At 56.9% G+C, this 25797-nt stretch carries 22 protein-coding genes and 1 pseudogene; 8 read left to right on the top strand and 15 right to left on the bottom strand.

Features of this window, described 5'->3' with window-relative positions; all coding sequences use genetic code 11:
- The first annotated feature begins 89 nt into the window (after nt 1-89).
- From Pla52o_RS23240 to Pla52o_RS23230, 3 genes are all read left to right on the top strand, one after another.
- Entirely contained in the window at nt 90-989 is a 900-nt protein-coding gene (locus Pla52o_RS23240; protein ID WP_146597024.1) for a purine-nucleoside phosphorylase, read from the top strand.
- 159 nt (nt 990-1148) lie between these two features.
- On the top strand, nt 1149-1904 hold the full coding sequence (locus tag Pla52o_RS23235; protein WP_231612587.1) for a tributyrin esterase: 756 nt from the start codon (nt 1149-1151) through the stop codon (nt 1902-1904).
- A 27-nt stretch (nt 1905-1931) separates the two neighbouring features.
- The gene (locus Pla52o_RS23230; protein WP_146597023.1) at nt 1932-3059 is read left to right on the top strand and encodes a hypothetical protein; all 1128 of its coding nucleotides are present in this window, start codon (nt 1932-1934) and stop codon (nt 3057-3059) included.
- On the opposite strand, the gene Pla52o_RS23225 is transcribed toward Pla52o_RS23230, so the two are convergent.
- Nucleotides 3056-5050, bottom strand: coding sequence for an NAD(+) synthase (locus Pla52o_RS23225; RefSeq protein ID WP_146597022.1), 1995 nt, complete (start codon nt 5048-5050; stop codon nt 3056-3058). The genes Pla52o_RS23230 and Pla52o_RS23225 overlap by 4 nt on opposite strands.
- 277 nt (nt 5051-5327) lie before the next feature.
- Here Pla52o_RS23225 and Pla52o_RS23220 point away from each other — a divergent pair, with 277 nt between their 5' ends.
- The 4 genes from Pla52o_RS23220 to Pla52o_RS23210 all read left to right on the top strand — a co-directional run bounded on the left by Pla52o_RS23220 (nt 5328) and on the right by Pla52o_RS23210 (nt 8841).
- The gene (locus Pla52o_RS23220) at nt 5328-6014 is read left to right on the top strand and encodes a DUF2461 domain-containing protein (protein ID WP_146597021.1); all 687 of its coding nucleotides are present in this window, start codon (nt 5328-5330) and stop codon (nt 6012-6014) included.
- A 599-nt stretch (nt 6015-6613) separates the two neighbouring features.
- Entirely contained in the window at nt 6614-7882 is a 1269-nt protein-coding gene (locus tag Pla52o_RS23215) for a hypothetical protein (RefSeq protein WP_231612586.1), read from the top strand.
- Nucleotides 7883-8180: 298 nt separating this feature from the next.
- Complete coding sequence (locus Pla52o_RS27965) at nt 8181-8279, top strand: 50S ribosomal protein bL37 (protein ID WP_372717856.1); 99 nt, start codon at nt 8181-8183, stop codon at nt 8277-8279.
- A 34-nt stretch (nt 8280-8313) separates the two neighbouring features.
- Entirely contained in the window at nt 8314-8841 is a 528-nt protein-coding gene (locus Pla52o_RS23210) for a 3-hydroxyacyl-ACP dehydratase FabZ family protein (RefSeq protein ID WP_146597020.1), read from the top strand.
- Between the two features lie 157 nt (nt 8842-8998).
- On the opposite strand, the gene Pla52o_RS23205 is transcribed toward Pla52o_RS23210, so the two are convergent.
- The 9 genes from Pla52o_RS23205 to Pla52o_RS23165 all read right to left on the bottom strand — a co-directional run bounded on the left by Pla52o_RS23205 (nt 8999) and on the right by Pla52o_RS23165 (nt 20286).
- Nucleotides 8999-10114, bottom strand: a complete 1116-nt coding sequence (locus tag Pla52o_RS23205) for a carboxylate-amine ligase (protein ID WP_146597019.1) — start codon at nt 10112-10114, stop codon at nt 8999-9001.
- A 44-nt stretch (nt 10115-10158) separates the two neighbouring features.
- Nucleotides 10159-11400 carry a M20 metallopeptidase family protein gene (locus tag Pla52o_RS23200; protein WP_146597018.1) on the bottom strand — a complete coding sequence of 414 codons (1242 nt, stop codon included), beginning with the start codon at nt 11398-11400 and terminating at the stop codon, nt 10159-10161.
- Nucleotides 11401-11440: 40 nt separating this feature from the next.
- Nucleotides 11441-12325: a D-hexose-6-phosphate mutarotase gene (locus Pla52o_RS23195; RefSeq protein WP_197169454.1), complete on the bottom strand. Its 885-nt coding sequence runs from the start codon at nt 12323-12325 to the stop codon at nt 11441-11443.
- 35 nt (nt 12326-12360) lie between these two features.
- Complete coding sequence (locus tag Pla52o_RS23190; protein ID WP_146597016.1) at nt 12361-12594, bottom strand: hypothetical protein; 234 nt, start codon at nt 12592-12594, stop codon at nt 12361-12363.
- A gap of 32 nt (nt 12595-12626) precedes the next feature.
- Nucleotides 12627-15197 (bottom strand): FAD-dependent oxidoreductase, encoded by a 2571-nt coding sequence (locus Pla52o_RS23185; protein ID WP_231612585.1) that lies wholly within the window; start codon nt 15195-15197, stop codon nt 12627-12629.
- Between the two features lie 354 nt (nt 15198-15551).
- Entirely contained in the window at nt 15552-16331 is a 780-nt protein-coding gene (gene trpC, locus Pla52o_RS23180) for an indole-3-glycerol phosphate synthase TrpC (protein WP_146597015.1), read from the bottom strand.
- Entirely contained in the window at nt 16331-17848 is a 1518-nt protein-coding gene (purH, locus tag Pla52o_RS23175) for a bifunctional phosphoribosylaminoimidazolecarboxamide formyltransferase/IMP cyclohydrolase (RefSeq protein ID WP_231612609.1), read from the bottom strand. The genes trpC and purH overlap by 1 nt, the downstream gene beginning before the upstream one ends.
- A gap of 672 nt (nt 17849-18520) precedes the next feature.
- On the bottom strand, nt 18521-19300 hold the full coding sequence (gene hisF, locus Pla52o_RS23170) for an imidazole glycerol phosphate synthase subunit HisF (protein ID WP_146597013.1): 780 nt from the start codon (nt 19298-19300) through the stop codon (nt 18521-18523).
- Between the two features lie 62 nt (nt 19301-19362).
- Nucleotides 19363-20286, bottom strand: a complete 924-nt coding sequence (locus Pla52o_RS23165) for a fructosamine kinase family protein (protein ID WP_146597012.1) — start codon at nt 20284-20286, stop codon at nt 19363-19365.
- A 243-nt stretch (nt 20287-20529) separates the two neighbouring features.
- On the opposite strand from Pla52o_RS23165, the gene Pla52o_RS23160 reads away from it, so the two are divergent.
- Nucleotides 20530-22449, top strand: a complete 1920-nt coding sequence (locus Pla52o_RS23160; protein WP_231612584.1) for a redoxin domain-containing protein — start codon at nt 20530-20532, stop codon at nt 22447-22449.
- A 282-nt stretch (nt 22450-22731) separates the two neighbouring features.
- Here the strand turns inward: Pla52o_RS23160 and Pla52o_RS23155 are convergent, their stop codons facing one another.
- The 5 genes and pseudogenes from Pla52o_RS23155 to Pla52o_RS27565 form a co-directional block, all read right to left on the bottom strand.
- Nucleotides 22732-23064 carry a hypothetical protein gene (locus Pla52o_RS23155; protein WP_231612583.1) on the bottom strand — a complete coding sequence of 111 codons (333 nt, stop codon included), beginning with the start codon at nt 23062-23064 and terminating at the stop codon, nt 22732-22734.
- Nucleotides 23065-23112: 48 nt separating this feature from the next.
- Nucleotides 23113-23922, bottom strand: a complete 810-nt coding sequence (locus tag Pla52o_RS23150; protein ID WP_146597072.1) for a DUF4198 domain-containing protein — start codon at nt 23920-23922, stop codon at nt 23113-23115.
- Between the two features lie 37 nt (nt 23923-23959).
- Complete coding sequence (locus Pla52o_RS27150; protein ID WP_197169453.1) at nt 23960-24136, bottom strand: hypothetical protein; 177 nt, start codon at nt 24134-24136, stop codon at nt 23960-23962.
- 55 nt (nt 24137-24191) lie between these two features.
- Nucleotides 24192-24320, bottom strand: a pseudogene (locus tag Pla52o_RS23145) (type II secretion system protein); the annotation flags it as partial.
- 385 nt (nt 24321-24705) lie between these two features.
- The gene (locus tag Pla52o_RS27565) at nt 24706-24945 is read right to left on the bottom strand and encodes a hypothetical protein (RefSeq protein ID WP_231612582.1); all 240 of its coding nucleotides are present in this window, start codon (nt 24943-24945) and stop codon (nt 24706-24708) included.
- Between the last annotated feature and the right edge of the window lie 852 nt (nt 24946-25797).

Below are 25797 nucleotides of genomic sequence, written 5' to 3'. Positions count from 1 at the left end.
GCGTTTGTCGTTGATCGCTCCGCGATCGATACGCCTGCATCTGCATCGGCTTCGAATTTAGGAAAGACGCCATTTTCAGGAGTAACAAGATGCAGCAGAATCGTTCCACCAACGCTCCCCCGCAAACGGCCCCATCACTCCGCCGCATCGATGAAGCGGTGGCCTTGATCCGCCAACATACCGAACTTGCTCCCGCTGTCGCGATTATCCTGGGGAGCGGATTGGGCGGATTCGCCGAAAAAATCGAAGACGCGGTTGCCATCCCGTTTGCCGCGATCCCTGGCTTTGCCACTTCGACCGCCAGCGGGCATCGAGGCCAATTGCTGATCGGCCAATGTGAACAAGTGCCGGTCGTCGCGATGGCGGGCCGCTTTCATTGCTATGAGGGATGGAACCGCGATCAGGTCGCGTTTCCGGTGCAGGTGATGGCGGCGATCGGAGCGAAACAGCTTGTCGTTAGCAACGCAGCGGGCGGTTTGAACCCCAAACTAAAGGTCGGTGATATCGTCGTGATTCGCGATCACCTTGATTTCTTGCGTGGCAACGGCCTATCGAATGACTCAGGCGTGAGGGACGCGAACCTAGGCAATCTGGGCGAACCCCGTGGCGGTTTCCCTCCCCTGCACCATGGCAACGCTTACGACCCCGCTATGTCCAAAATCGCCCTGACCGCCGCAATGGAAAACAACTTTGCGGCGTACCAGGGGACCTATTTGGCCACGCTAGGTCCCAATTATGAGACGCGGGCCGAATACCGGATGATGCGTCGGATGGGAGCGGATGTGGCGGGGATGAGCACGGTTCCCGAGGTTTTGGCGGCGATGAGCGTGGGCATGCGAACGTTAGGTTTGTCGATGGTCAGCAACGTGGCGAACCCCGATTCCGCTGCGGTAGCCAATCACGAGGAAGTCTTGGCTGCGGGGCGAGCGGCCGAAGGTAAAATGGAAGCAATCGTGCGAGCGGTGCTGCGACAGGAGTTCCTAGCGTGAATTTTCATGACCCAATTCGGTAGCGGGGAAATGCAGCGCGAGCTTTGCCCCCGTAAGGTACACTGCTTGCAACGATGGACGAACCATTGCGCAAGTTTGGTGACGCATCAACGCCGCTACGGTTTCTCTCCTCATTTTTAAAATCAAAGCCAAAGATTTATGTCGTCGGATGAAGCGGAACTACCGCAAAAAGATTCGTCGTCGGGTAAGCGTCATGTTTTTTCGATGAAAACGATGACCGATGCCGAGTTGATTGCCGCCATCGATGCGGTTGCCGGTGCGGAGGGCGACGCTTCGCTACCCCAGATTCAAATCGACGGTGCCGATGGCCAACACGCAGCGCTGATGCGATTGAACGCAACGGTGCGGATTCAAATCGCGGGCTCGCTGGGCGATTATGCGTTTGCCTACAACGCCGAAGCCGACATTCGTCAAACCGGCAACGTCGGCCATGGCGTCGGCGAAGGGATGCGCAGTGGTGCGGTGCGGATTCGCGGCAACGCGGGCGTGGGCGCGGGAGCGGCGATGACCGGCGGTACGTTGGCGATCTATGGCGAATCGGGCGACCGTTGCGGCGCGGGGATGCGCTCAGGCGGCATCTTTGTGCGCGAGGACGTGGGCCACGAAGTGGGGGTCGGGGCGATCGGAGGGATGATTGTGATCGGAGGGGATGCGGGCCGAAATCTGGGGGATGCAATGAACAACGTCACCGTCTTTATTCGCGGCCGCGCGGAAAGTTTAGCAGATGGAGTGACCGAGGCGCCGCTGCGAAAACGCGAACAACTGCGACTGGGGCTGTTACTAATCAACGCATCGATTCGCGGCGATGCCAACGAGTTTCGCCGCGTCGTTCCCGAAGCGATGTTGCGTGCCGAAGAGGCTCGGCGAGGCGAAGTAGTCCCGAATTGGCGATAGCTTGATTTGTCGGAAAGAGACGCATCCATGAACACAAAACATCGACTCGCGCCGCTGCATCTACTCCCCCCAACGGTCAATACACCGTGGACCGGAGTGCAGGTTGATTCCCAACGGGGAACGATTGCACGGCAGCATGGCGAGGCCTTGCCGCTGCCTTTACCGCTATTCTGGTACGATCCACCGTGGTATCAAGTGACGTTGGAGCAAGCGGACAACTTAGCGGTCGCGGTTGGTGAACTCGATATTCTTGTCACCGCCATGCGCAGCGATCTGTCAGCGCCACACCATGAACCTGTCTTTCATGCCGGGCGAACCGTTGATTCGAGTGCTGCAAACGAGGAATCGACTCGCCGCCGCTATCGACGGATTGTGCCTTATCGCTCGGAGCGCTACGGATTAACGGTCACTGATTTCGATCACGCGGACATCGTCGATTTGCGTTTGATGATGGCGCGCGATGTCTCTGGACGATTTGCCTATTCGCCTGCACAAATCCAGCGCTGGGAAGCCGCTCCGGCGACAGCACCGGTCGCCGGTGGCGGTTGGGTGCCGGCAGCAACGTTTCCGCCCGATGTCGTTTCCATCGACCACTTGGATTCCAAGGTGCGCCAATTGCGACGATTGGCAAACTCCGCCGCCGTGTTCGTCTCGATGGGCCCGTATCGAATGGCGGATGAATTGCCAAAGCTGCTAGCGTCACAACCCGATGGATTGATCCTCCGACTTGATGAAATCCAGCTCGAAGGTTTAGAACTGGCTGCGATCACACGACGGGCTCGCCAGATGATGAATACCGAGAATCATTCGCATGTTCCACTTTGGGTGGTGCCGGGGGTGATCACCCCAGACGATGCGGTGAAGTTGGTGACCTTAGGCGCGTCGGCGGTCGCCGTCGATGGATGGTGCAACGAATTGATCGATTTGACACGCCAATCGCAGCCATCCAAGCCGACCTCACATCCCGCGACCCCCTCGGACAAACCGCACGAGTACGATCCACGCTGGGGGGATTTTGCTCGTGAACACTTGGGTGAGTTGACGGAGCGGTTTCGAGGACTCTATGAATCGTTATGCAGCGTCAGTGAAAGCGACCGTTTGGGCAGCTTCAACGCAACCTGGGCGAAAACACTCGGCGTCCACGGGCTTCGCTAGAACGCGTCGCTGTCGGCATCGCTCGGCATTCGCCAATCGCCTCGCGGTGAGAGGCTGACCGATCCCACCTTGGGGCCATCTGGGACGCAGTTGCGTTTGAATTGATTCTTGAAGAAACGCTCGAAGAACGTATCGAGCGTTGCGTCGATGGTCGCGTCATCGTGCGGGGCATCGAACTCGGCATGCTTGGCGAGGAAGCGAATTCGATCTCGATCACAGCCATGACGCACAAAATGATACAAAAAGAAATCATGCAATTCGTAGGCGCCGATCGAGGCCTCGGTCTCCTGACGAATGGTTCCGTCGGCACGCGGGGGCATCAATTCCGGCGAGATTGGCGTGTCGGCGATGCGATGCAATAACTCCGTAACCTCCCCGCTGAAATAATGGTCCGCGGCGTAACGCACGAGAAACTTCACCAAGGTTTTCGGAATCGATGTATTGACGTTGTACATCGACATGTGGTCGGCATTGTAGGTCGACCAACCGAGTGCTTGCTCGCTCATGTCACCGGTGCCAAGCACAAAGCCACGGTTCATCAATAACATCGTGCGAATTCGCGCCTGCACATTCTCGAAAGTCAAATCGGCAGTTTCCACTGGGACGTCGTGCAGCGCCGCTTGCAGCGATTCGGGCGTCGTGGTTTCGTTGATCTCGATCCCCAGCGGTTTGTGATCGAGGGACCGAAATGTGTCGAGACACAATTGCCGAATGTCAATCGTCTCGCTACGGATCTCGGTCAATTCAATCAACCGATCCGCGCTCGTCTTGGTGTGCACGGTGGTACCGTAGCCCGGCATCGTGATCCCGCGAATGTTGCCGCGCGGTAGCTTCATTGCGTCAACTGCACGCAGCGCCACCAACAATGCCAAGGTGCTATCGAGGCCTCCGGAAATACCGATCGCCAACGTCGTCGTATTGGACAACCGCGATAAACGCTTACATAGTCCGCTGGCTTGAATCGCAAAGATCTCTTCACAACGAGCTTCTAATTCACTCGACGTCTTGGGCACAAAGGGATGGGCGTCGACAACACGAATCAAATCGGGAGATCGCGCCGTAGAGGGCGTTTCGCCATGCTCCATTTCAATCCAACGATAGTCCATCCGCAGGGAAGGCTTGGCGTCATCAAACGATCCAGTCACACGTCGATCGTGAGCCAGACGCGCCAAATCAACATCGACCGTGACCACGGTTTCGCTTGCCTGGGTCGCCGCGGCTTGATCGACGATCGTGCGTGACTCGTCCAAGATCGCACCGTTTTCAGCGATCAAGCAGTGGCCTCCGAAAACCAGATCGGAACTGGATTCGCCGGGACCCGCCGAAGCGTACGCGTAGGCGGCAATGCAGCGCCCCGATTGGCTGCGAATCAAATCGCGTCGCCACTGGGCTTTCCCGATCGTTTCGTTGCTGGCCGATAGATTGACCAAAACATTTGCACCGGCCAGTGCCGCGCTGCTCGACGGGGGAATCGGAACCCAGAGGTCTTCACAAATTTCGATCCCAATGGTTGCATCGGCTTGTTGGAACAATAGATCGATCCCGAACGGCACCCTCGTTCCCAAGATTTCGACCCAAGAAGGATCGCAGGTGGAAGCGGCGCGGAAATGGCGACCTTCATAAAACTCGCGATACGTCGGCAGGAACGATTTTGGCACGATGCCTTCGATTCGACCGTTGGCGATCACCGCAGCGGTGTTCATCAAGGAATCGTCCACCGCGATCGGCAACCCGACAATCACCGTTTGCCGCGGAGCCAAACGACTATGATCAACCAACATTTTCAAGGCGGCAAGCGTCGCCTTCTGTAGCGATTCGGTTGCGAACAGATCGCCACACGTGTAACCGGTCAAGCTCAGTTCCGGAAACAGGATGAGGTCCGAGTCGCATGAATCCATGACCCGAATCATCGCCTTGGCATTCGCTGCGGGATTGGCGACCAAGACCACGGGGGACGCGACCGTGATCCGAAAGAAACCGTGTGCAGACAAAGCGAAAGGCCTTTAAAGGAAGAAGATCAGTTCGAGGGGGGGGAGTGACACGATTTTACTTGCCAAATCCCACAGGAATAATGGGGAGTGTGCGTGAGAGGAGGAATTCCAGTAAAGTCGCCATTGAATCTGAACAATGTCGTTGATCGCTCCGCGGTCGTGACGCAAATGTCGTTGATCGCTCCGCGGTCTTTACGCCGGGCATCAGTTCCGCAATCTCGCGCCACGTCAGGATCGCGGAGCGATCCACGACTCTCCCCCCACTTGTGATCTTTGCATGGCACAGCCCGTTATTCCCCAGGCATTATTTCGTTTCTTGCGTGAACTGCAATCGAATAACAATCGAGATTGGTTCAACGAAAACAAGCTTCGATACCAAACGGAGGTACGCGACCCTGCTGTGGAATTGGTGCGGCAGCTCGATAAACCGCTGGCTCGCTCGGCCCCGATGCTTTCGGCAATCCCCAAGTCTCATGGCGGGTCGGTGATGCGAATCTATCGCGACACACGATTTTCCAAGGATAAAACGCCGTATAAAACCAACGTCGGCATCTCACTACGGCATCAAGCCGACACGAACATCCACGCTCCCGGAGCCTACATCCATCTGGCCCCAGACGAGTGTTTTATCGGCATGGGGTGCTGGCGGCCTGAGCGAAACGTCTTGGCGGCGATTCGCAATGCCATCGACAAAGACCCCAAAGCGTGGATCAAAACTCGCGATCATAAGAAATTTCGCCAGGATTTTGAGTTTGCCGGCGAGAGGTTAAAGACGACGCCTCGCCAATACGACAAAACCCATCCGATGATCGATGATTTGCGAAGGATCGATTTCATTGCACTCGCGACGCTCAGCGAAGCCGAGATGACCAGCGCGGAGATCGTGCAAATTTTGATCGCTCGTGTCCGTGCCGCGCGGCCGCTAATGCAATTTTTATGTGATGCGATCGAGGTCCCCTATTAGCAATCTATCCAAAAACCACGAAGAAACGCGTGGCTAGCGCCTAATGCTATCTACATTTCGTAGCTTCTACGGCGCGAACGGTGGCAAGGATTGCCGAACGAGCAAATTTTCCTGGTCCGCGACGACGGAAGCGACGAAGCATTGTAGATGAGCGACTGCACAGCTTGCCTCAACTGCGGAATTGCCCGGGGAAACCTCGAGCGATGGTTGAAACTCGGAGGCCGAGAGTTTCGGTGAAAGCGGACGCAGGCACCTGCCCCACCTCAGGCAGGATGACCGTCGCCATGGTGAGCGTCTTGTCAAAATTCACTCGTTTTTCGACACGCCGATTTAGCAGAATTTAATTCGAAAATCGGGCAAAAAGGGCTCAAGAAAACGGATTTGATGAAGCGGGAATCCGCCGCCGAGGTCGCGATCGGGATTATTCGTCTATCTCTAACGCGTTTGATTCGCCTAGACTGCCCGCGACGCTGGTCGGTTTGGTGACCCTGGTGGCGAGGATTGTCATCGAAGGTTGCAAGCAAGAACGACTAACCGAGCGATCAATGAGTCGAAACTAGTACGGATACTACGGGGAGTGCTGCGGCATGGAAGCCGGATTGATATTACGACGTCTCGTATTCGCGGTGGCTGGTATTGCATCAGCCGTGTTGGTTGGGAACGGCGCGGAAGCCGCGAACTTCCGAACTCAGAACTTTCTAATCCACGCGCCCGATCAAGCGTTAGCTCAAGCGGTTGGCGAAGCTGCCGAGCGTTACCGCAAGGACTTAGCGACGTATTGGCTGGGTGCCCCGTTGCCACCATGGCCTGTGCCCTGTCCCGTCCGCGTTGTTTCGGGACCGCAATTAGCGGCTCAAGGAGTGACGACGTACAACCGTGCTCCGGTTCGCGATTTCCAGATGGAAGTGGTGGGCACGCCCGAGCGAATTCTTGACAGTGTCCTTCCCCACGAAGTCACCCATACCATTCTGGCCACCCATTTCGGACGCCCGCTACCTCGCTGGGCCGATGAGGGCATTTGCACGACCGTCGAGCACGAGTCGGAGCGTCAAAAACACGAAGCGAAGCTGCGAGAGTTCCTGGGAACGCGTCGCGGGATCGCCATGAACAAATTGTTTCTGTTGACCGAGTACCCTAACGATGTCTTGCCGATGTACGCCCAAGGCTACTCGGTCTGTCGCTTTTTGATCGATCAAGACAGCCCGCAAACGTTCATTCAATTCCTGCAAGATTACATGCAGAATCCATCGTGGACTGCGAATGTTCGCAAACACTACGGCTATGAATCGTTGGCCGAGCTGCAGGACTACTGGCTCGCCTGGGTTGCCGCGGGCAGCGGACCGGTAGAGAAGTTTGCCAAACGCGGCTCGAACATCGATGTCGGAGACAGTCGTGTCGCAATCAACTCGCCCTCGAACAACGTTGCACCTGTGAACTCGACGGTTGACCCCCGGGCCACTGGTTCGGTTCGTTTAGCTCAAATGGAAACACCTTCACCAGCAACCCGATCGCAATCGGCAGCCACGCAGGCGACAGCGCTCGCCAGCTCGCACGCGAACGGATGGTACCAACGTCGCAAGTTGGACGGAGATCACCAAACCGATGCGGTCGCGGCCAATCCCGCCGCGCAGCCTGGCTACGGACGCAGCACACCACCCTCGAATTCGAACCGCGGGATGGCATCGGATCGGCTGCTCCCCCCTTCGGTTCGACGCAGCAGCACCTATTCCGCCGCACAGCCTCAACCGGAGCAATCGTTTTCACGCTCGGGGATCGCGTTACGCCCCCTCCAACAAGCTCCTGAATCCGCACAATCCTATCCTGGCGGGTCCGATATTCGTCCTCCCTCTCCCACATTTTTTCGTTAGGATCGGCGGCTCGATCAAGCGTCCTGCTCAACGGCCGCGTGGGGTTCACTCCACACGCCCTTGTCTGGTCCACGTCATAACCCCAGTACTCCGCCGAGTTTAGCGACAAACACCCCAAGCCATTGTGGCCCCTCAACGGCATCCTGTGAGGGTCCGCAACCGTGAAAAGCCTTCTTCCCAGGAACCTTTTGGGGGATGGCTACCAAAACGATGCCAAACATGCTATTTTCTCACGCTCGATAAAACTCTAGCTGAGATTTTTCGATAACTATTCCGCTCACCTAAGTTGTATAGATCCATGGCAAAACCACACCATAAGCTGAAAAAAGCGAACCACGGACAACGTCCGGCCAACGCAAAAGCGCGTAAAGCAAAGCGTCGTAAAGTTAAAACCTAATCTACCGCTGCCCGCAAAACTAACGGAGCAGTTCGTGGCTAAAAGCGATCTTATCGTTGATTTGGCACTGCTGGACCTTGAAAATCCGATTGCGGATATCGAGGACATTCGCAAGCTAAATCCGCAACGTTTCGAGATGGAACATCTGACCGGTATCCTCTATGAGGACACCGAACGCTCGGTGTGCGCCGGTTACAAAGATGTCACCGAAGACGAATTTTGGGTGCGTGGCCATATGCCAGGCATGCCGATCATGCCTGGAGTGATCCAGCTTGAAGCGGTCGCCCAGCTTTCCAGCTACTTCACCCAGCGACATGACTTGCTTGGCGCCGCAATGGTCGGCTTCGGCGGTCTAGACGAGGCTCGTTTCCGCGGCGTCGTCACTCCCGGTGATAAGCTGATCCTGCTGATCGAGCTGAAAAAGGCGAGTCGCGGTCGCATGATCGTTGCCAAATTCCAAGGCGTCGTCGATGGCAAGCTTGTTGTCGATGGCATCCTGCGAGGCATTCCGATTCCGATCGACTCGGTTAAGAAACATCTTGAGTCACGAAAATCACGCTAAGGGCGTTGGCGCCCAAGCCATTACACAGCGAAGGTCGCCACGCGATTGATTGCTGGCTGCGCCATCTTGCCTGCCCCCCCCCCCGTCGCTGCGCTGACGATCCGCTGAATCGGCTGCTGCGCCCTAACGCCCGCTTCGTTGCTCATCGGGCGAGCGGCTAGACCCGTGACTTCTCAGTCAACTGGCGAACCATTTCAACGGGATTATTATTCGCCTCCAACAGCGTGCGCTGGATTCCGGACCATCCGCTCCTGGCCGCCATCTGTTTGACAAAGCTGAGTTCGCTTGCGCAGCCAAGATCGACGGCAGTATCGCTCAACTGGTCGACCATTTGACACACAATCTGCTCCACCGGCTCGACGTGATAGTCGCGAGTATTGACCAGTCTGGCGGAGCGACCAAAGCGAGCGGCTCGCCATTTGTTCTGGCGAACCATCATTGGATGACAATCAAATTGGTAAGTCCCTTCCTCGATTTCGTCACTAAGACTTTTGACCAAGCATTGAATCAATGCCGTTAACCCGCACACCGCATCGAGGTCACCGGGCATATCGCAAACACGAACCTCTACCGTCCCAAAATTGTGATGAGGCCGCACGTCCCACCAAATCTCACGAATCGTGTTGATGAACCCCGTTTCGATCATATGGTTAACCAACCAAACATACTCGCTCCAATTTCGCATCAGGGTGGGAAGGCCGGCGGTCGGCAATCCTTCCATTAGCTTGGATCGATACGAGTGTAGCCCGGTGTCACGCGCTTGCCAAAACGGACTGCTCGTCGACAACGCCAACAACGTAGGCAAGTGTTGCATGATGCGATCACAAATCATCACCGCTTTGTCGCCGGAGTCCACGCCGACATGCACGTGCAACCCAAAGGTGATCAAACGGCGGGCGAGCTCTTGCAATAGCTCAACCAAGCTCAGGTAACGCTCGGTCGGCGTCACATCTTGGCTTTCCCAGCGGCTAAAGGGATGCGTGGATCCCCACCATAAACGCATATCGAGCGAATCGGTAAGGTCTTGCACCCGCTTGAGCTTGCCGCGCAGATCCTCGCGCACCTCGCCAACGTTATTGCAAACCCCGGTAATCACCTCGATACAACACTGCATTAACTCAGGCTTAATCGTCGCGCGGAGCTCGTCCGGTATTTGCTCCAGCAGAGAGTTGCATCCACTGATTAGATGCATCGTTTGCCCGTCACAGATCCCCAATTCGAGCTCCACGCCTAGCGTGAGCGTTGGGTTGGAATGAAATTCTAGCTTTGCCATGAACGTCGTCTCCGCGATGGGATGGAAGGAACGCGTGTCGTGCTCTAGCGGGCTTCGGTGTCCACCTTAGCGTGCTCAGGATCGAAATAGGCAATCACGGCGGCAGCAAAAAGCTTAGCACCGACGAGAATCGCTCGTTCATCGATATCGAATGCAGGAGTGTGCAGCGGAGCGTGCCCGACTTGCTCGCCCGCGACACCGAGCCGGAACATCGCTCCGGGGACATGCTCGAGGTAGTACGAAAAGTCTTCGCTGCCCATGCTCGGCTCGTCGATCCACTCGACGGCACCCGCGGTGAAAAGCTGCGTGGCGGATGTCGAGAGCAAATCGACCAACGGCGTGCTGTTGACCACCGCGGGCGCCGAAAAACCGAGCGTCATCTCGACCTTGCACCCGGATTCAACCTCAATCGCTTCGCAAACATCTTCGAGTGTTTCCAAGGCAACGCGACGGGCCTGGGCATCGAGCGAACGGAGCGAACCGGCTAGCGACGCCGAATCGGGAATCACATTCGGACTGTGCCCCGCTTCCATTTGGCCGATGGAAAAGACCACGGTCTGGTGAGCGTTGACGGTTCGCCCGAGGCGGCGAAACGCCGATTGCACCCAATGGGTCATCGCATCCACGGGGTCGTTCGTGAGATGAGGCCGAGCCCCATGACCTCCGTTGCCATGAAAGCCAACTCGCAGCGCATCGCAGGCCGCGGTAAGCGTGCCGTGGCGAAATCCAATACAGCCAACCGAACGGGTCGGGTCGACATGCAGCGCCAAAATCGCGTCGATGTCACGCAAGGCGTGATTGTGAATCATGTAACGGGCGCCAGTCGCCAACTCTTCGGACGGTTGTAACAGGGCGCGAACGGCAATCGGCCACGGCAAGCCATTCGCCGCCTGCATCGATGACAAGATCTGGATCGCCGCAAATACAACGGACGCGTGAACATCATGACCACAGGCGTGCATCACTCCTTCGCAACGGCTGCGGTAGGCAACCGCTTTGGAGTCGGTGATCGGTAACGCGTCGATGTCTCCACGAATGGCGATCCAGTGGTCGGGGGCTTGCTCGAACGTCACCAAATCGGCCGTCAATCCCCGCCCCTCAATCGGGACATGCGTCGGCAATCCAAGCTGGGCGAAAGCACGGGTCAAATATTCGGTCGTTTGAAATTCCGCATCGGAAAGTTCAGGGTGAGCATGCAAATGGCGGCGCATCGCAACCCACTCTGCTTCGAGAGGCTCGGCGTGTTGATGAAGCGTAATTAGCCAAGGGGGTGGAGTGCTGATCATGTTGGGTGCTAGTGCAATTGTGATGCCATTCGCATATGTTTCATGACACCACGGAAATCTCGGCGGTCATCACATGCGAGCCACCGGGTTTCAGCTCGATCGAGTGCGGCGCGACGTTGGCCGTTTCGATGCAAACCATTGACTGCCATTCATCGTCACCGAAATCACGCATCGCAACACTCTTGTCGATCCAAGGATTCCAGACCACGGTGCACTGCGAATTGGATTTTCGGATCTTAATCGATCGTCTCATCGCGGTGTCATGAAGGATGCAATCCGCTGCCGCGGTGAAATAGATGCGATCACATTCGCCAGTGAAGTGAATCGATTCGTCGGTCGCCGGCTTCCGCTTCATTCCATCAACCTTGTCGGCGTAGCTCGCCGACTCCAAGCCCTCGATCAGTGCTTGCTGGATATCTTGAACGGAACAATAGGTGTGCAGGGCTTCTTCAAATGAGACGGAACCGTTGGCGTGCTTCGATAGTTCAACGCGGAACAAGATCGCGAGCGAACGACCAAAGGTGACTTGATAGGTCAGCGTAAAGTCATCAATCGAAGTGGCTAGCGTCAAGATAACAACGCCATCGCCGTCGATTTCGGCCGCCTCCAAATCCCAGTGACGAATTCGCGCATCCCCATGCAGCGGAGCTGCGGGATCGGTGGGATGAGGGCCAAACCAAGGGAAGCAGATTGGCACTCCACCACGGATCGGTTTCCCGACTTCGAAAACCGACTCGTCACTCATCCACAACACGCCTGCTTCGCCCGCAGGTTGAAAATGAGTGAGATGGGCTCCGTAAAGATAAATCTCGCCCTCGGCGAGGTCGGTTTCCACGACCGCTTTTACAAGTCTGCCGCGTCCCAGTTCAAAGCGAAGTCCGGGTAGAGAGAATTTCAACGCAAGTTGGTCGAGGATGGATTGCATGAACGATGCCAAGAAAAAGTGTGAGGAACGCCCGATCATCCGTAGCGAAACTCACCAAGAGCTTCAGCTTGATCATCAATTTCTCGGGACAGCCCTGTGGAAGGTCCTTCCGTATTTAGTGTACCCGCTGAATCGAATCGCTGCGTCCCTTCGTCGCCGAACTGCGCATCGCCGAACTGCGCATCGCCGAACTGCCCCTCGCCGAACCGCGTGGGCACGCATTGCCCGCCCACGGATTGCGTGAGACTAAAAGCGACGTCCACGACCACCTTCTGTCGATCCTTCCCTTCGACTGGCACGGCTATTCGCTTGGTACGGCAATCAACCAATTGATCGTTGTGTTTCCGCCGCCTGCCGGTGTGCCTAGAGTTAGCGTTAGGTGGCCATCGGTGACGTCGACCTCGGCCATTGTCTCGTGAAAGACGCCGAGAGATGTGGCGATGTCCTCCGCGATCACGGTGCTCTCGACTCGCAAATGTTGCCCGGACTGTTCGTGCCCCGCGTCGCCCAAACACACATGCACCCTCCATTTTCCGTTGTCCACTTCACACTCCCAGACATCTTGTGTACGTGTGAAGACAAATCCGTCGCGCAGAGGGCCAAGGTTGGTTCCACGCAATCGCGTGTTGTTACTCAAATCTTTTCGCCAACCGAACCCTCGCTTCGCAGAAAATTCGCTGCCCACGTCGTTGGTAAACGACTCAGCGATTGAACCGGCGGCCGAGGTAAAGTTGATCGCAACGGCTCTAGCTGGATACGGAGGAAGCTGCGGAGGATTGCCATCGTGTTCCGGTAATCGCTGCCAAGAAACCGTCCCTCGCGTAAAGGGAAGTGGGTCTTCGGAATCGAGTATCCCATCATCGTCAGCATCCAATTCGTTTTTGCGAAACGGCTTGGGAATGGGCTGTGATTTCAATTGATTCCACAACGAGATCGCAACCTCGCGGCGCGTGGCATTGGTTTCGAAGTCGAGTTGCGGTGCCGGATAGCCCGCGTTGACGATGGCATCCGTTACACGCTCGATCCATGATTCGGTGGCGACTTGGTCGAGCCGAAACGCCGTGTCGGTGGGACGGAGGCCGAGCAATCGACGCAGTGCAAGCTGCTGGATCGCGGCAAATCCATCGTCATAGGGATCGGTATCCGAGAATGGCCAAACGGCCAACGGCGCGCCGTTGACGGGCTCCAACAGCCCTTCCCAGATCTCGGCAAGTTGGTCGGGGCGGAGGTAAATCGCGGCCGGATCAACGTCGTGACGCAGACTGACCGCAGCCACCGCGCCACTGGCTTGGCCGGCATGAATCGATTGATCATGCAGCCGACATGACGAGCCAACGATACTCGTATAACCCAAGTTTTTCTGTGCACCGAGCAGTCCCTGGATTCGCTCGGGGACCAGTGCCCGTAGCGGAAAGACGGCGCGTCCGGTTCCGCCGCGACCAAAGCGACGGTTGCCACGGAAGGTAGCTTCCCACGGTCCCGCGTCTCCCTCATCGCTCACCCAGGATCGCTGAGTCGGGTGAAAATCCTTTTCGAATTGCCACGAGAAAACCGCATCCGGAAACATTGTGGTCGCATAGTTTTTGTAGCCCCCAAATCCCTCGACCTCCTGTTCACGAACGATGTGCCGAGCGACAAGCCGAAGGCTCTCGCGGACATACGGTTTCGGAGGCAAATGATCGGCCGTTCCAAATTCGTCACTCAGCGCCATCGAGCGGAATTTTGGAAAGTTCGTTTGCAGGTGATAGTAGTAGCGAAGCGAGTGGCGTTTGGCATCCTGAAAAACAATCTCACGCTGCGCCGGTGTCATTGCAACGAGTGTTTTTTTCGAAGCACCCGCTTCGCTCTGCTCGAGCTCGGCCACAACGTTGGCCGGCAGCGAATCGAGCGGATAGTCGATTTGGGGCGAATTGATCAGCAGCACATCCGCGTGGTCAATCTCCGCGAATCCTTTACCGTCGACTAATCGCCGCGTCGTGTAGGCGAATTCCTCACCGATCCACCCCCACGTCCCCGTAAAGTAACGAGGGTCGTACGTCATCGGCTTGGGATACAGTGACTGTTGGGCCTGTTCGACCAAGATCATACAGTAGGTGATCGGTGCCAGATCCGTTGTCGGTTGATTCGTTTCAGGAGCGTTGGGTTCACCAAATTCAGCTTGCGCATCGATGCCACAGTCCCACTTTGCACCGGAGGACTTGATAACATCGCCCCAATCGCTGGCGTCAATCGTCATGCGGGCGCGAACGATCATCGTGTTCGGTTTCGTATTCGCGCCCGTCGTTACGAACTCGACTCCACGAACGGTGTCGTCATCGACGATCGCCCTCGAAACACGGTAGCGTGAGTAACACTGGATTTGGCCTGAATGCTGATACGGGGCAATCAGGTCGCGAAACACCGACTCCGAAACCATCGGTCGCGCCGTCGTGATCACACGTGTGTTCCCCGGACGCCTGACGCCACCATAAAGGTGAGCGTTCTTGGTTTCAATCGCATCGATCACTTCTCGAAAAATGCCCGAGCGGGGAATTGGCACCGCGCCGTTGTACTGATGGGCACGATTTTCATCGATCGCACCGAGTCCCTCGGCACTGAATTGACCACCGAGCCAATCGATATCGTTGACCAGAACAATCTTTTGCACTCCCATGCGGGCAGCCTGAACCGCCGCAGCACAGCCGGATTCAGTACCTCCGACGACCAACAAGTCCGCCTCGACGATGACCGGCTCGATCACGGCCGGCGCGATCACGGCCGGCGCGATCACGGCCGGCTCCGACGCAGCAGCACGCTGCAGCGGAGCGAATGACGCCATCAAGAACAGCCAAGTCGTTAACAACGCAGTATTTGTTCGCTGGAGAACTCTCATGCTGAATTCACTTGCGTTTCGCGTGATGCTACCGGACGACTTACGCCCAACGCGATCGACTTCGTAAGCGGCACGGCGCGAGCCGTCCGGTGGAAGCAAGTAAAACGTTCGAATTAGACCGGGCGGCTCGCACCGCCATCGAATTCACTCGCTTAGCGTCAAAGTCGATAACATTGGCCCCACTGCCGCCAGCGATGCAATCGCGTGCAACGCCACGGGCGAGCGGGAAACTCCGTCTAGTATAATCGTCACGGGTGGTGACATGGGGGCGGTGACGTGGGGGGGCGAGTGTCTTGGACCGTTCCGATCGCGGAGCGATCCGCGACGATCCGCCCACGATGGTTCCGCCGCGGCTTATTTGCCGAGCAATTGGCGAGTCGCGACCTCGATATCGTCCTGACGCATCAGCGATTCGCCTACCAGCACCGCTTTGACGCCCGCTTTGCCAAGATGCAGAACGTCCGCGTGCGTGCGAACGCCGCTTTCGCCGACCACCAATCGATCGCGGGGGATCACGCTGCACATTCGCACCGAGTGCTCTAAATCGGTATGAAAGGTCTTTAAGTCACGGTTATTGATGCCGACCAACGGGGTGCCGGTCGCCAATACCGCGTCGAGGTATTGCGGTTCAAACAACTCGATTAGCGTCTGCAGACCGATCTCAGCCGCCTGCTGATGCAGCTCGCACAGCTCGTTGGCGGAAAGACACTCGGCAATCAACAGCGCACAATCGGCACCTGCTTCACGCGCTTGCAACAATTGATAGCGATCAACAATAAAATCCTTGCGCAAGATCGGCAAATTCACCGCCGCCCGAACCGCTCTCAAATAATCGAGCGACCCTTGAAAAAACGGAGCATCGGTCAAAACGCTGATACAAGCGGCACCAGCCTGCTCATAACACGATGCGATCTTCACCGCATCAAAGTCTTCGCGAATCAATCCAGCCGAGGGACTTGCACGCTTGACTTCGGCAATCAATTGAACCGCATCGCCAGCGGCCAATGCCGCGTGGAAATCACGGCATGGTGGAAGGTCCGCGATCGCGGCTTCGAGCTCCGCCTCGGATCGCAGGGCTTTATCCACCGCGATCGTTTTACGAGTCTCGACCAGAATTTTATCAAGGACATTCATTAGTGTTTGAAATGTCGGCGACCGGTCATGACAAGGGGCAAGCCATGCTTGTTGCAGGCATCAATGACTTCGGAGTCACGTCGCGAGCCACCGGGTTGGATCACGGCGACGATCCCCGCTTCGGCGGCCGATTCGATCGAATCAGGGAAGGGGAAGAACGCATCCGAAGCCAACACGGATCCACGGGCTCGATCCCCCGCTTTGTCGATCGAAATTTCGACGCTGTCGACGCGGCTCATCTGCCCTGCACCGACACCGATCAACGACGTATCTTTGGCCAAGACGATGGCATTACTCTTCACGTGGCGAACCATTTCCCAGGCGAAGGAAACGTCGTCCCACAATTCGTCGGCGACCTGGGTTTCGGTCACGGTTTTCCATTGCAGCGGGGCGCTGGTCATACGGTCGGCATCTTGGATCAACATGCCACCGCTAATGAATCGGCGTTGGAATGACGATGGGCCGTCATCGAGTCGCCCCACCTGCATCAGTCGCACGTTTTCTTTCCAACGAGGCTTTGTGGTCAGCAGACCGACCGCACCGGCTTCGAAATCGGGCGCCACGATGGCTTCGATGAACAAGCCGGGCTCGCACAACATTTCTGCGGTTTCCATGTCGACGGTGCGGTTGAACCCGAGCACGCTACCAAAGGCGCTTAGCGGGTCACCCGCGAGGGCTTTGCGACAAGCTCGTGAGATCTTGGCGTCGGTTGCAGCGCCACAAGGGTTATTGTGCTTGATCACCGAAACGGCGGGTTGGGCAAACCCACGCACGATCTCAAGGGCGGCGTCCAAGTCCAACAGGTTGTTGTACGACAATTCCTTGCCGTTGATTTGTCGGGCTGAAACCAAATTGACGCTGCGCACCGAGGGATCGATGTAAAGCGCGGCGCGTTGATGAGGGTTCTCGCCGTAACGAAGCTGGGATTTTCGCCGCAACGAGATGTGCAGCGACGAGGGGAATTCGCCCGTCAACGTTTCGCCTTGCATGTAATCGGCGATCGCGCGGTCGTAGGACGCAGTGTGCTCGAACGCTTCTCCGGCGAGCTTACGTCGTTGTTGCAATGTCGATCCGCCCGCGGCGATCTGGTCGAGCAGGCCGCTGTATTGCTCCGGACTGGTACAGATCGCGACATGGCTGTGGTTCTTTGCCGCAGCACGAACGAGACTCGGACCACCGATGTCAATTTGCTCCACGCATTCCTCGCGTGAAACGCCGGGACGAGCGGCGGTGGCGGCGAAGGGATAGAGATTCACCACGACAAGGTCAAAGGGGACCATCTCGTGCTCGTCCATGCTGGCCACATGGTCCTCGCGGTTGCGCATCCCCAGGATGCCACCAAAGATCTTGGGATGCAGCGTTTTAACGCGGCCGTCCATCATCTCAGGGAATCCGGTATAGTCGGCGACGTCCTCAACGTGGACGCCCGATTCCTCAAGATGCTTGCGTGTTCCACCGGTGCTGTAGATGGTGACGCCAGCGTTTTGAAGACCGATCGCAAAATCGGACAGCCCCATTTTGTCACTGACGCTGATGAGGGCATTACGAACGGGGACAAGGTCTGACACGGGTACTCGGCAAGGGTTAGAGGAACTGTCGATTAAGTTGTAGTGCGGGCGACCCTGAGTAAACGATTTCGCCACTAGAAGACTGTCGCATCGGCCTGCGTGGCGGTCAACCCGGTCACCGATCCCAGCTCGCCTTCTCCCGCACTTCCTTGATCCGCTGTCGTGGGGCAAAGTGCTCACCTCGGACGAACTCGCCGCCGAAATGCCGCATCGGCAAGTCGCACCCCGCCCGGCAGGTTGGCCCCCTCAATGGCACCGCCAACGGGGCCTCAAATGGCCGTAAGGAGCACGATGGAAGTCACGCGATTGGCGTTTTCTCAAGGAAATCATGACCTGACGCGTCAGCGAGGGCCCCAATCTAGACCGATTTTCCCTCGCTGACGCGTCGGATAATGAAAAACGTGCAACGCAACCGAGGACATTCCGTGGCCAGCGTCACTCCCCGCGACGCTCGAAAATCGCCAAGATCCTACCTCTTACTCTCCCACCCCCCCCTCCGCAGCCGTATCCAATGATCACCAACGGGGAGCTGTTTTTCGCGGGCCGGGTTTGGCAGTCGGCCGCAAATTGATTTGCAAATTTTTTAGCGAGTTGTTCGAAATCGCCTTCCAGCGTCATCCCTTAGGCATTTTGCTTCAAGCGGACGGGAATCCCGGCGTCACGCATCGCTTGCTTGGTTTCGTCGATCGTGAATTGGCCAAAGTGGAAAATGCTAGCGGCAAGTACCGCATCGGCTTTGCCTAGCTTGATTGCATCGATCAGGTGTTGGGGTCCTCCTGCTCCGCCGCTGGCGACCACCGGAATCGAGACCGCATCGCTGACCGCAGCGGTGATCGGCAAATCGTAGCCGTCACAGGTGCCGTCGGCGTCCATGCTGGTCAGCACGATTTCGCCCGCTCCGAGATTTTCGATCTCCTTGGCCCATGCGACCGCTTCCAAGCCCGTCGGTGTGCGACCGCCGTTGATGTGCACTTCCCAAAACTCTTTGCCGTCACGCTGGACACGTTTGGGGTCGATGTTGACGACGATGCACTGGCTGCCAAATCGGTCGGCGGCACGACGAACAAAATCGGGGTCTTTGCAGGCGGCCGAGTTGATCGAAACCTTGTCACATCCCGCGGACAACAACGCACGAACGTCCTCGACCGTGCGAACGCCTCCGCCCACGGTCAGCGGCATAAAGATTTGCTCGGCGGTGCGGCGGACGACATCCAAGATGATGTCGCGATCCTCATGGCTAGCGGTGATATCCAAAAAAACCAACTCGTCGGCCCCTTCGGCCTCGTAACGACGGGCGACTTCGACCGGATCGCCTGCGTCACGCAGATTGACAAAGTTGGTGCCTTTGACGACGCGTCCGTTGTGGACGTCCAAACAGGGGATCACTCGCGCGGCGAGCATGACGGTCTCTCAGGGGTTCGATGGGAAATTCACGAAGCAGTCGCGGCCGAGGCCCAATGACCCTACTTCGTTCGCAAGATTTCACTTGCGACTCGGTGGCATTGGCCAAGGTAACCGCTTCCGAACAAGTTCAGATGGTTTAGCAGATGATAAAGAACATAGACGTTTATGCGATATTGCCAACCATCGGGAAGCGGCCAAGTGGACTGGTAGGCGTCGTAAAACTCGGACGGGCAGGAGCCAAACAGCTTCAGCATCCCGAATTCCGCTTCGCGACATCCATAATAGACCGCCGGGTCGATGATCACAGGCACCCCGCAATGGTGGTCGTCCGTGGCACCGCAAAGATAGTTGCCGCTCCATAAATCGCCATGCAACAGCGAGGTTTCGTCCGCACGACCGGACAACAGTTCGGGCATCGCAGCTACAATCGCCTCGCCGTCGCGGCGCAGCTTCGCATCAACCCGCTGCTGGTCGATGGCCCAGCGGAGTTGGAAACCGATACGATTTTCGGCCACAAATTCGGCCCAGCAAGCGGTTGCGGTGTTGGGCTGGATCGCCGAACCGAGAAAATTGTCACTTCTCCAACCGATTGGGTTGCCAGCGGTCACCCGGTGCAGCTCCGCCAATTGTCGACCGAAGTCGGCAAAAAAACGGTCCGATGCAGGCCGCGTTTCCATCCACTCGGTGATCAACCACGCTTGCTCGGCGGCGATGCCCACGGCGAGCGGTTTAGGGACCACAATCGATTCAGCGGCAGCCAGAGCGTTCAAACCGTCCCATTCGGATTGAAAATTCTCGATAAACCCAGCCTCGTTTGACTTGGCGAACACCCTACGATTGCCAAGCCGCTCCGACGCCAGTGTGATCTTCAGGGCGTTACTGATGCAGCCGCCCCCAACCGAGCGAACTTCGGATATCCTAATGCTGGGGTCGATTAGCTGGCAAAAAGCTGCCGAAACATTCGCAGGTGACGGTGGTTTCATTATTTAGGAACGAGCCAAAAATAGGGGTGCGGTTTCGCGTAGGGCCCGTTTCCACCGGCCGCGGTTGACAGATCGATAGAGTCGGCCGGTAGGAACCGGCCCTACGCCGCTCTGCTATAAAAAAATCCAAACTGAATTTCTCGTCCAACCAATTTTCTCGTCCAACCTCGCAGGTGCTTTGTGATTTGCGTTCGCTTCCGAATCGCGTCCATTTGGGTCGTTATGCTTTCGCTCGTGGTCCCCATGTTGCCAACGCTTGCGAATGATCCCGCAGCCACCGGCGGCACATCGCTCGAGCGAATCGATCTGATCGATTTCCGTGGACGAACTTGGAAGCTCGACGATTTCCAGTCCGATTCGCTGTTGGTCGTTGCCATGCTCGGCACCGAGTGCCCACTGGCCAAATTGTACGCGATTCGGCTGGGCGAAATTCAACAGCAATACGAGTCGCAATCCGTTCGCGTGATCGGCGTGATGAGCAATCGCCAAGATTCGCTCGAAGAGATTGCCTCGTTTGCCAAACGTCAAAACATCGAATTCCCGCTGTTGAAAGACGCCGGCAATCGGTTCGCTGATCAAGTCGCTGCGGAACGGACCCCCGAGGTGTTTGTCTACGATGCTGATCGCGAGCTTCGCTATCGTGGCCGAATTGATGACCAATATGGCATCGGTTACATCCGCGACGAACCCCGTCGTCACGATCTGCGGAGTGCACTGGATGAATTGATCTCGGGGCGAGAGGTTTCACTACCGCAAACCGATACGGTGGGTTGCATTATCGGGCGCACCAAAAAAGTCGCCGAGCACAGCGACGTGACCTACGGCGGCCAAGTCGCCGAGATTCTCCGAAAGCGTTGCGCCGAGTGTCACCGCGATGGTGAGATCGCTCCGTTCTCGTTGACCGATTACGACGAGGTCGTGGGCTGGTCCGACATGATGGCCGAGGTCGTTCGCGAAGGTCGGATGCCGCCGTGGCACGCCAGTGGTGATCATTTGCCATTTGCTAACGACCGCATGATGAGCGACGAAGAAAAAGAAACGCTCTACGCTTGGGTCGATGCGGGATCGCCCAAAGGGGACGCCAGCGATCTGCCGCCGTTGCCCGAAAAAGTAGCCGGATGGCAATTGCCGCGAGAACCCGACTTGGTGGTCCCCGTCAGTCCTGAGCGAATCAAAATTCCCGCGACCGGCGAGGTGCGTTACCAGTACTACCGTGTCGATCCGAAACTGGACAAAGATGTTTGGATCGAAGCGGCCGAGTTGAAACCGGGCAATCGCGAAGTCGTTCACCACATCTTGGCCTTCGCAGCCCCCAAGGGGACTCGCGGTGGCTTGGACGCGGCGCGTGGTTTTTTGGTCGGTTATGTTCCCGGCGCCCGATTGGAATTAGCACCCAAAGGTCACGCCAAACGGATTCCGGCGGGCAGTGAACTGATTTTCCAAGTTCACTACACGCCGATCGGTACGGAACAGCAGGATCAAAGTTCGCTGGGGATCTGTTTTGCCGATCCTGAATCGATCACGCACGAGATTGTCACGACCAGTGCATTGCAGACGCGTTTAAACATTCCGCCGGGAGAAGCGAACTACAAAACCTCAGGAACGAGCCCTCGCTTTCCCGCCGAGGCAACGCTGTTGAGCATGAGTCCGCACATGCATGTGCGAGGCAAGTCGTTTCGCTACGAGCTGGAAACGGCAACGGGCAAACGAACGATGCTGATGGATATTCCCCATTACGATTTCAACTGGCAAACCACGTACGTATTGCAGGATCCATTGGCCGTCCCGACGGGAAGCCGGATCGTCTGCACCGCGACGTATGACAACAGCGAAGGCAATTTGAATAATCCCGATCCGACCGCAACAGTTCGCTGGGGCGATCAAACGTGGGACGAGATGATGATCGGCTACTACCACTACGCCGTGCCGCTTAGCGAGCAAGAGCGAGGCGGAGTGCAGAAGCCCGAAATGACGCTGCGAGAAAGAGCTCAAGCTCTGATTCGCAACGCAGCTCGGCTACAAAAATTCGAGCAACTCGACAGCGACGGCGATGGCAAACTCGCCCGCAGCGACACCCCGAAGAAGCTGTACGGAGTGTTCGATGATCTGGATGCCAACGGCGACGGGGTCTTAACCAGACAAGAGGTCGAGTCGGCGCCGTAGCAGTGGGCCGTAAGCCCCGTAAGACGCTGGGCAATAAACCTGAGCCGTACGGGCCAATGCCATCGATTTGTTAGCGGCACGGCGCGAGCCGTCCGGTTGCAGCTCGCAAAACGTTCGAATAGACGCGGCGAGGCCCCACGCCGCTCCAAAGACCACACGTTCAGTGCCAAAATAGATGACCTGAGCCGCACGACCTGTTTGCAGGGAGAGGCAACTCAAATCTGCCGCAACGGTGTCGCTTGAACAGTGACTCGATTAAGCCTATATCAACACAACCGAAAATCACTCGGGGATCTTGGTGCTGGCGATGACTTCCTCCGGCGATGCCTCGAAGTGGGTGCGGCAGCCCTCGCTGCAAAGGTGAGCGGTGTAACCGTGCACTTCGCAGGTGATCTCCTTGTTGCCATCCATGCCAAGTTCGCAAACATAACATTTGCTGATCACATGATCTTCGCTACCGTCCAACAGGTCGGCTTTGTGTAATGCTACCAGTGTTGCTTCGCTCGCTGGCTCTGCTGTCGTCGGCGCCACTGTGGTCGCTGTCTCGGTGTTTTGTCCACAGCCTAAGACGGCAACCGAAAGGGTGAGTGTGGCGAGAAAGAAGATTCGTTTCATCGTATTTTCCTAGAGTCAAAAATGGATTTCAAAGTGGACCGCATCGGCTTACTTTGGGTTGGCAATGCGGTGTGAATTGGGAACATCGATCGTAATCGTCGATGCATAGCTCGTGAATTCGTAGTCGTCGCTGCGCTCGTCCATCGCGGTGTAGTGAGCCACGATCAAGTGACGATTGCCTGTCTTGGGAACGAACGACACCCTGCCATCACTATCGCTGCGAAATTCGTACTCGGGATCAAGGTCGCCTGACAATTCCACTCCCTCGGGGATAAACGCAACGACGACGTCGGCAAGCGGTTTTCCTTGATGCAAAACTTGAACGGTGATGGGGCTGCCCGCAACCGTCTCGCTAAACGGGCAAGTTTGCAGCACCAATTCGAGTGGCAATCCGACAGGTTTTTCGTGCACATCACGATCCACCGTCGCTGAATCGAGCGAATCGGAAACGAGGAAATAAGTCTTGGCGGTGCGGATGCTGCGGATCGATTTGCCATGATTCATCACACGATCAAGCGACTGTGCAACACAGTGAACACCAGGTTTGGAAACCGCCAGAGGGGTGGTCCAGTAACCTTCTTTCTCAGCCGATGCCGTCGCAAACATTTTACCCTTGATGTCCATTTTATTGCCATCGGGCGTGATGTGGTCCAGCGAAACCCAATCGAGGGTAACTCGACCGGCCAGTTTGAAATCACGATGATGGTTTCCGTGATTGCCTAAGCGGAGATCGACGTAAACGTTTTCACCGGTCCGCACGATGGCAGTATTGGTATTTAGCCAAACGTCGTGCGCCGACGCCGTCGATGCGGCAACGAGCAAACCGATGAGCGAGAGAGTTCGCAATGAGTAAGTCATCATAAGTTCCTTCGAGTGGAAAGGGGGAGAAAGGTCGTTAAGAGGAATGACGCCGGCTCTGCCAATCGGGGCCGACTTCGATCAGGATCGCGTGAAATTCATGTTCCGGTGGGAATGAATCCCAGATTGCTGCTGCGATCAATGTCTGCAATGCAGGGTGAAGATCCGTAAACGTTTGTGAATTCACGAGATAGCTAAGTGGATACTCGAACATGCGCGTTCGCTTATTGAGCTGTCGCAACGATTTGCTCCCGGGGTTTTGAGCATCGCGCCAGCGTGATTTGCTTTCGGTTGTCACTGCACCGCATCCGCCGGGCCGCTTCGCGAGCCGCTTGGACGGCGGGCAACAGTAGGCCAACCAGCACGTCGATGATGGAAATCACCACCAGTAGCTCCACCCGTGTAAAGGCGCGCCGAGCGTGTTTCGGCTTGGGGTGAAGTCAGAGCAAAAGGTCCATAAGGTTAGCCTGCTTTTGTGTTGTTCGGGTGGGCGCGGACCGCTAGCCAGCACGCGGCATCCATGTGTCGCGAAAGGATCAACGGAAGTTGCACTCAGGCGTCGCAGGTCGCTCCCGCGCCAGCGGCGAAGACCACACTGGTGTGAGGAGCGAGCCTTCAAACACTAGCGCGGCAGCGGTGATACCTGCGCGGTCGGAATCCCGTACAAGCGGAACGACCGGACACGCAGCAACGAGCCAGATTGCAATCGGAACATGTCATAGAGACCTCGGCGCACGGGGCGATGTAAGTCACCCCGGTGTCAAGGCACAGCGGGCACGGACGCTAGGGCACCGGCGGTTCCGGACAAAGGGAGATCGAGACCGCTTGCTGATTGCAGGGCACGAAACGGAATAGCAGCGGAGGCGTGCAGGACGCCAGCATAGGTGGACGCGTTTGCGTCACCGCACTGGAAAAAATGGACCACAGCCAATCGATGCCGTGGCAACCGGCGGCATCCTCGAGTCGCACGAGCCGCGTCTTCGTCAGCGAATCGGATTCAGAATCCCGATCCACTGCTTGCATCGGCTTCGTCGCACACGTGGCAGAAACAGCTGAGCAAGCGAAACACGAGGCCGCGGGTTTGGGAGCGTCTTTTTTGCCACTCGCCAGCGAAACAGCAAACGATTTGCCAGTCCGGGCGATTAAAAATGCAGGAGGTTGGACGTTGTTATCGAAGGCCCATTGCAATTTTTCAGCGTCACTGTGGCAGCAACATTTGTCCCAGCAATACTCGGCGGTGGAGCAACCGCAGGGGCAGTTTTCACACGGAAACCGCCCGTTTTTCTCAGAAATGGGAGTGGAAATCGGCAATCCTGTCATTCCACACGCCAACACAATCAACAGCGTAGAGCTGATGACTCGTTTAAGCGTTGCCGATCGATGGGAATGAAAGAAAAACAAAGTAGGCTCAAAGCCTCGCGACGGGCCAAAGATTGGCTCGCTCCTCACCCTTGAGATTCTACACTGCGCGGGACCAATGTAAATTAGTAACCGGCAACATAGACATGCGGCTTGCTGCCGCACGACCGAGCCGTCGTGCACTAATCCCCCCGTGGTGATGCACCAGCAAACTCAAGTTCAAAAGTCCCGGATTACGCAGGTGCGGTTCGCATCATCACGGCGACAACGTGAATGCCGTCTCCTCACCTCCACGGATGGTGAGGAGTTGATCATCGGAAATGCGCAAGTCCCGGTCGCTTCAGCGTTACGGCTCACTGAATCGAGAAACCCGCTCGTGACTTAGCTCAGAGCTCGACGAGCATCAATCGTCGTTCGGACAGGCGACGCGATGTGAAAAAAATGCACGTCGGATGTTTGCACACCGCGGGCCCCCGCCCGTAAATCTCGCTGACGGCTCGATTTCCGACCCTCCCA

This window comes from Novipirellula galeiformis (assembly GCF_007860095.1).
Lineage (GTDB): Bacteria > Planctomycetota > Planctomycetia > Pirellulales > Pirellulaceae > Novipirellula > Novipirellula galeiformis.
Note: the sequence above shows the minus strand (reverse complement) of the source record. Positions and strands in the feature narration are given on the sequence as shown.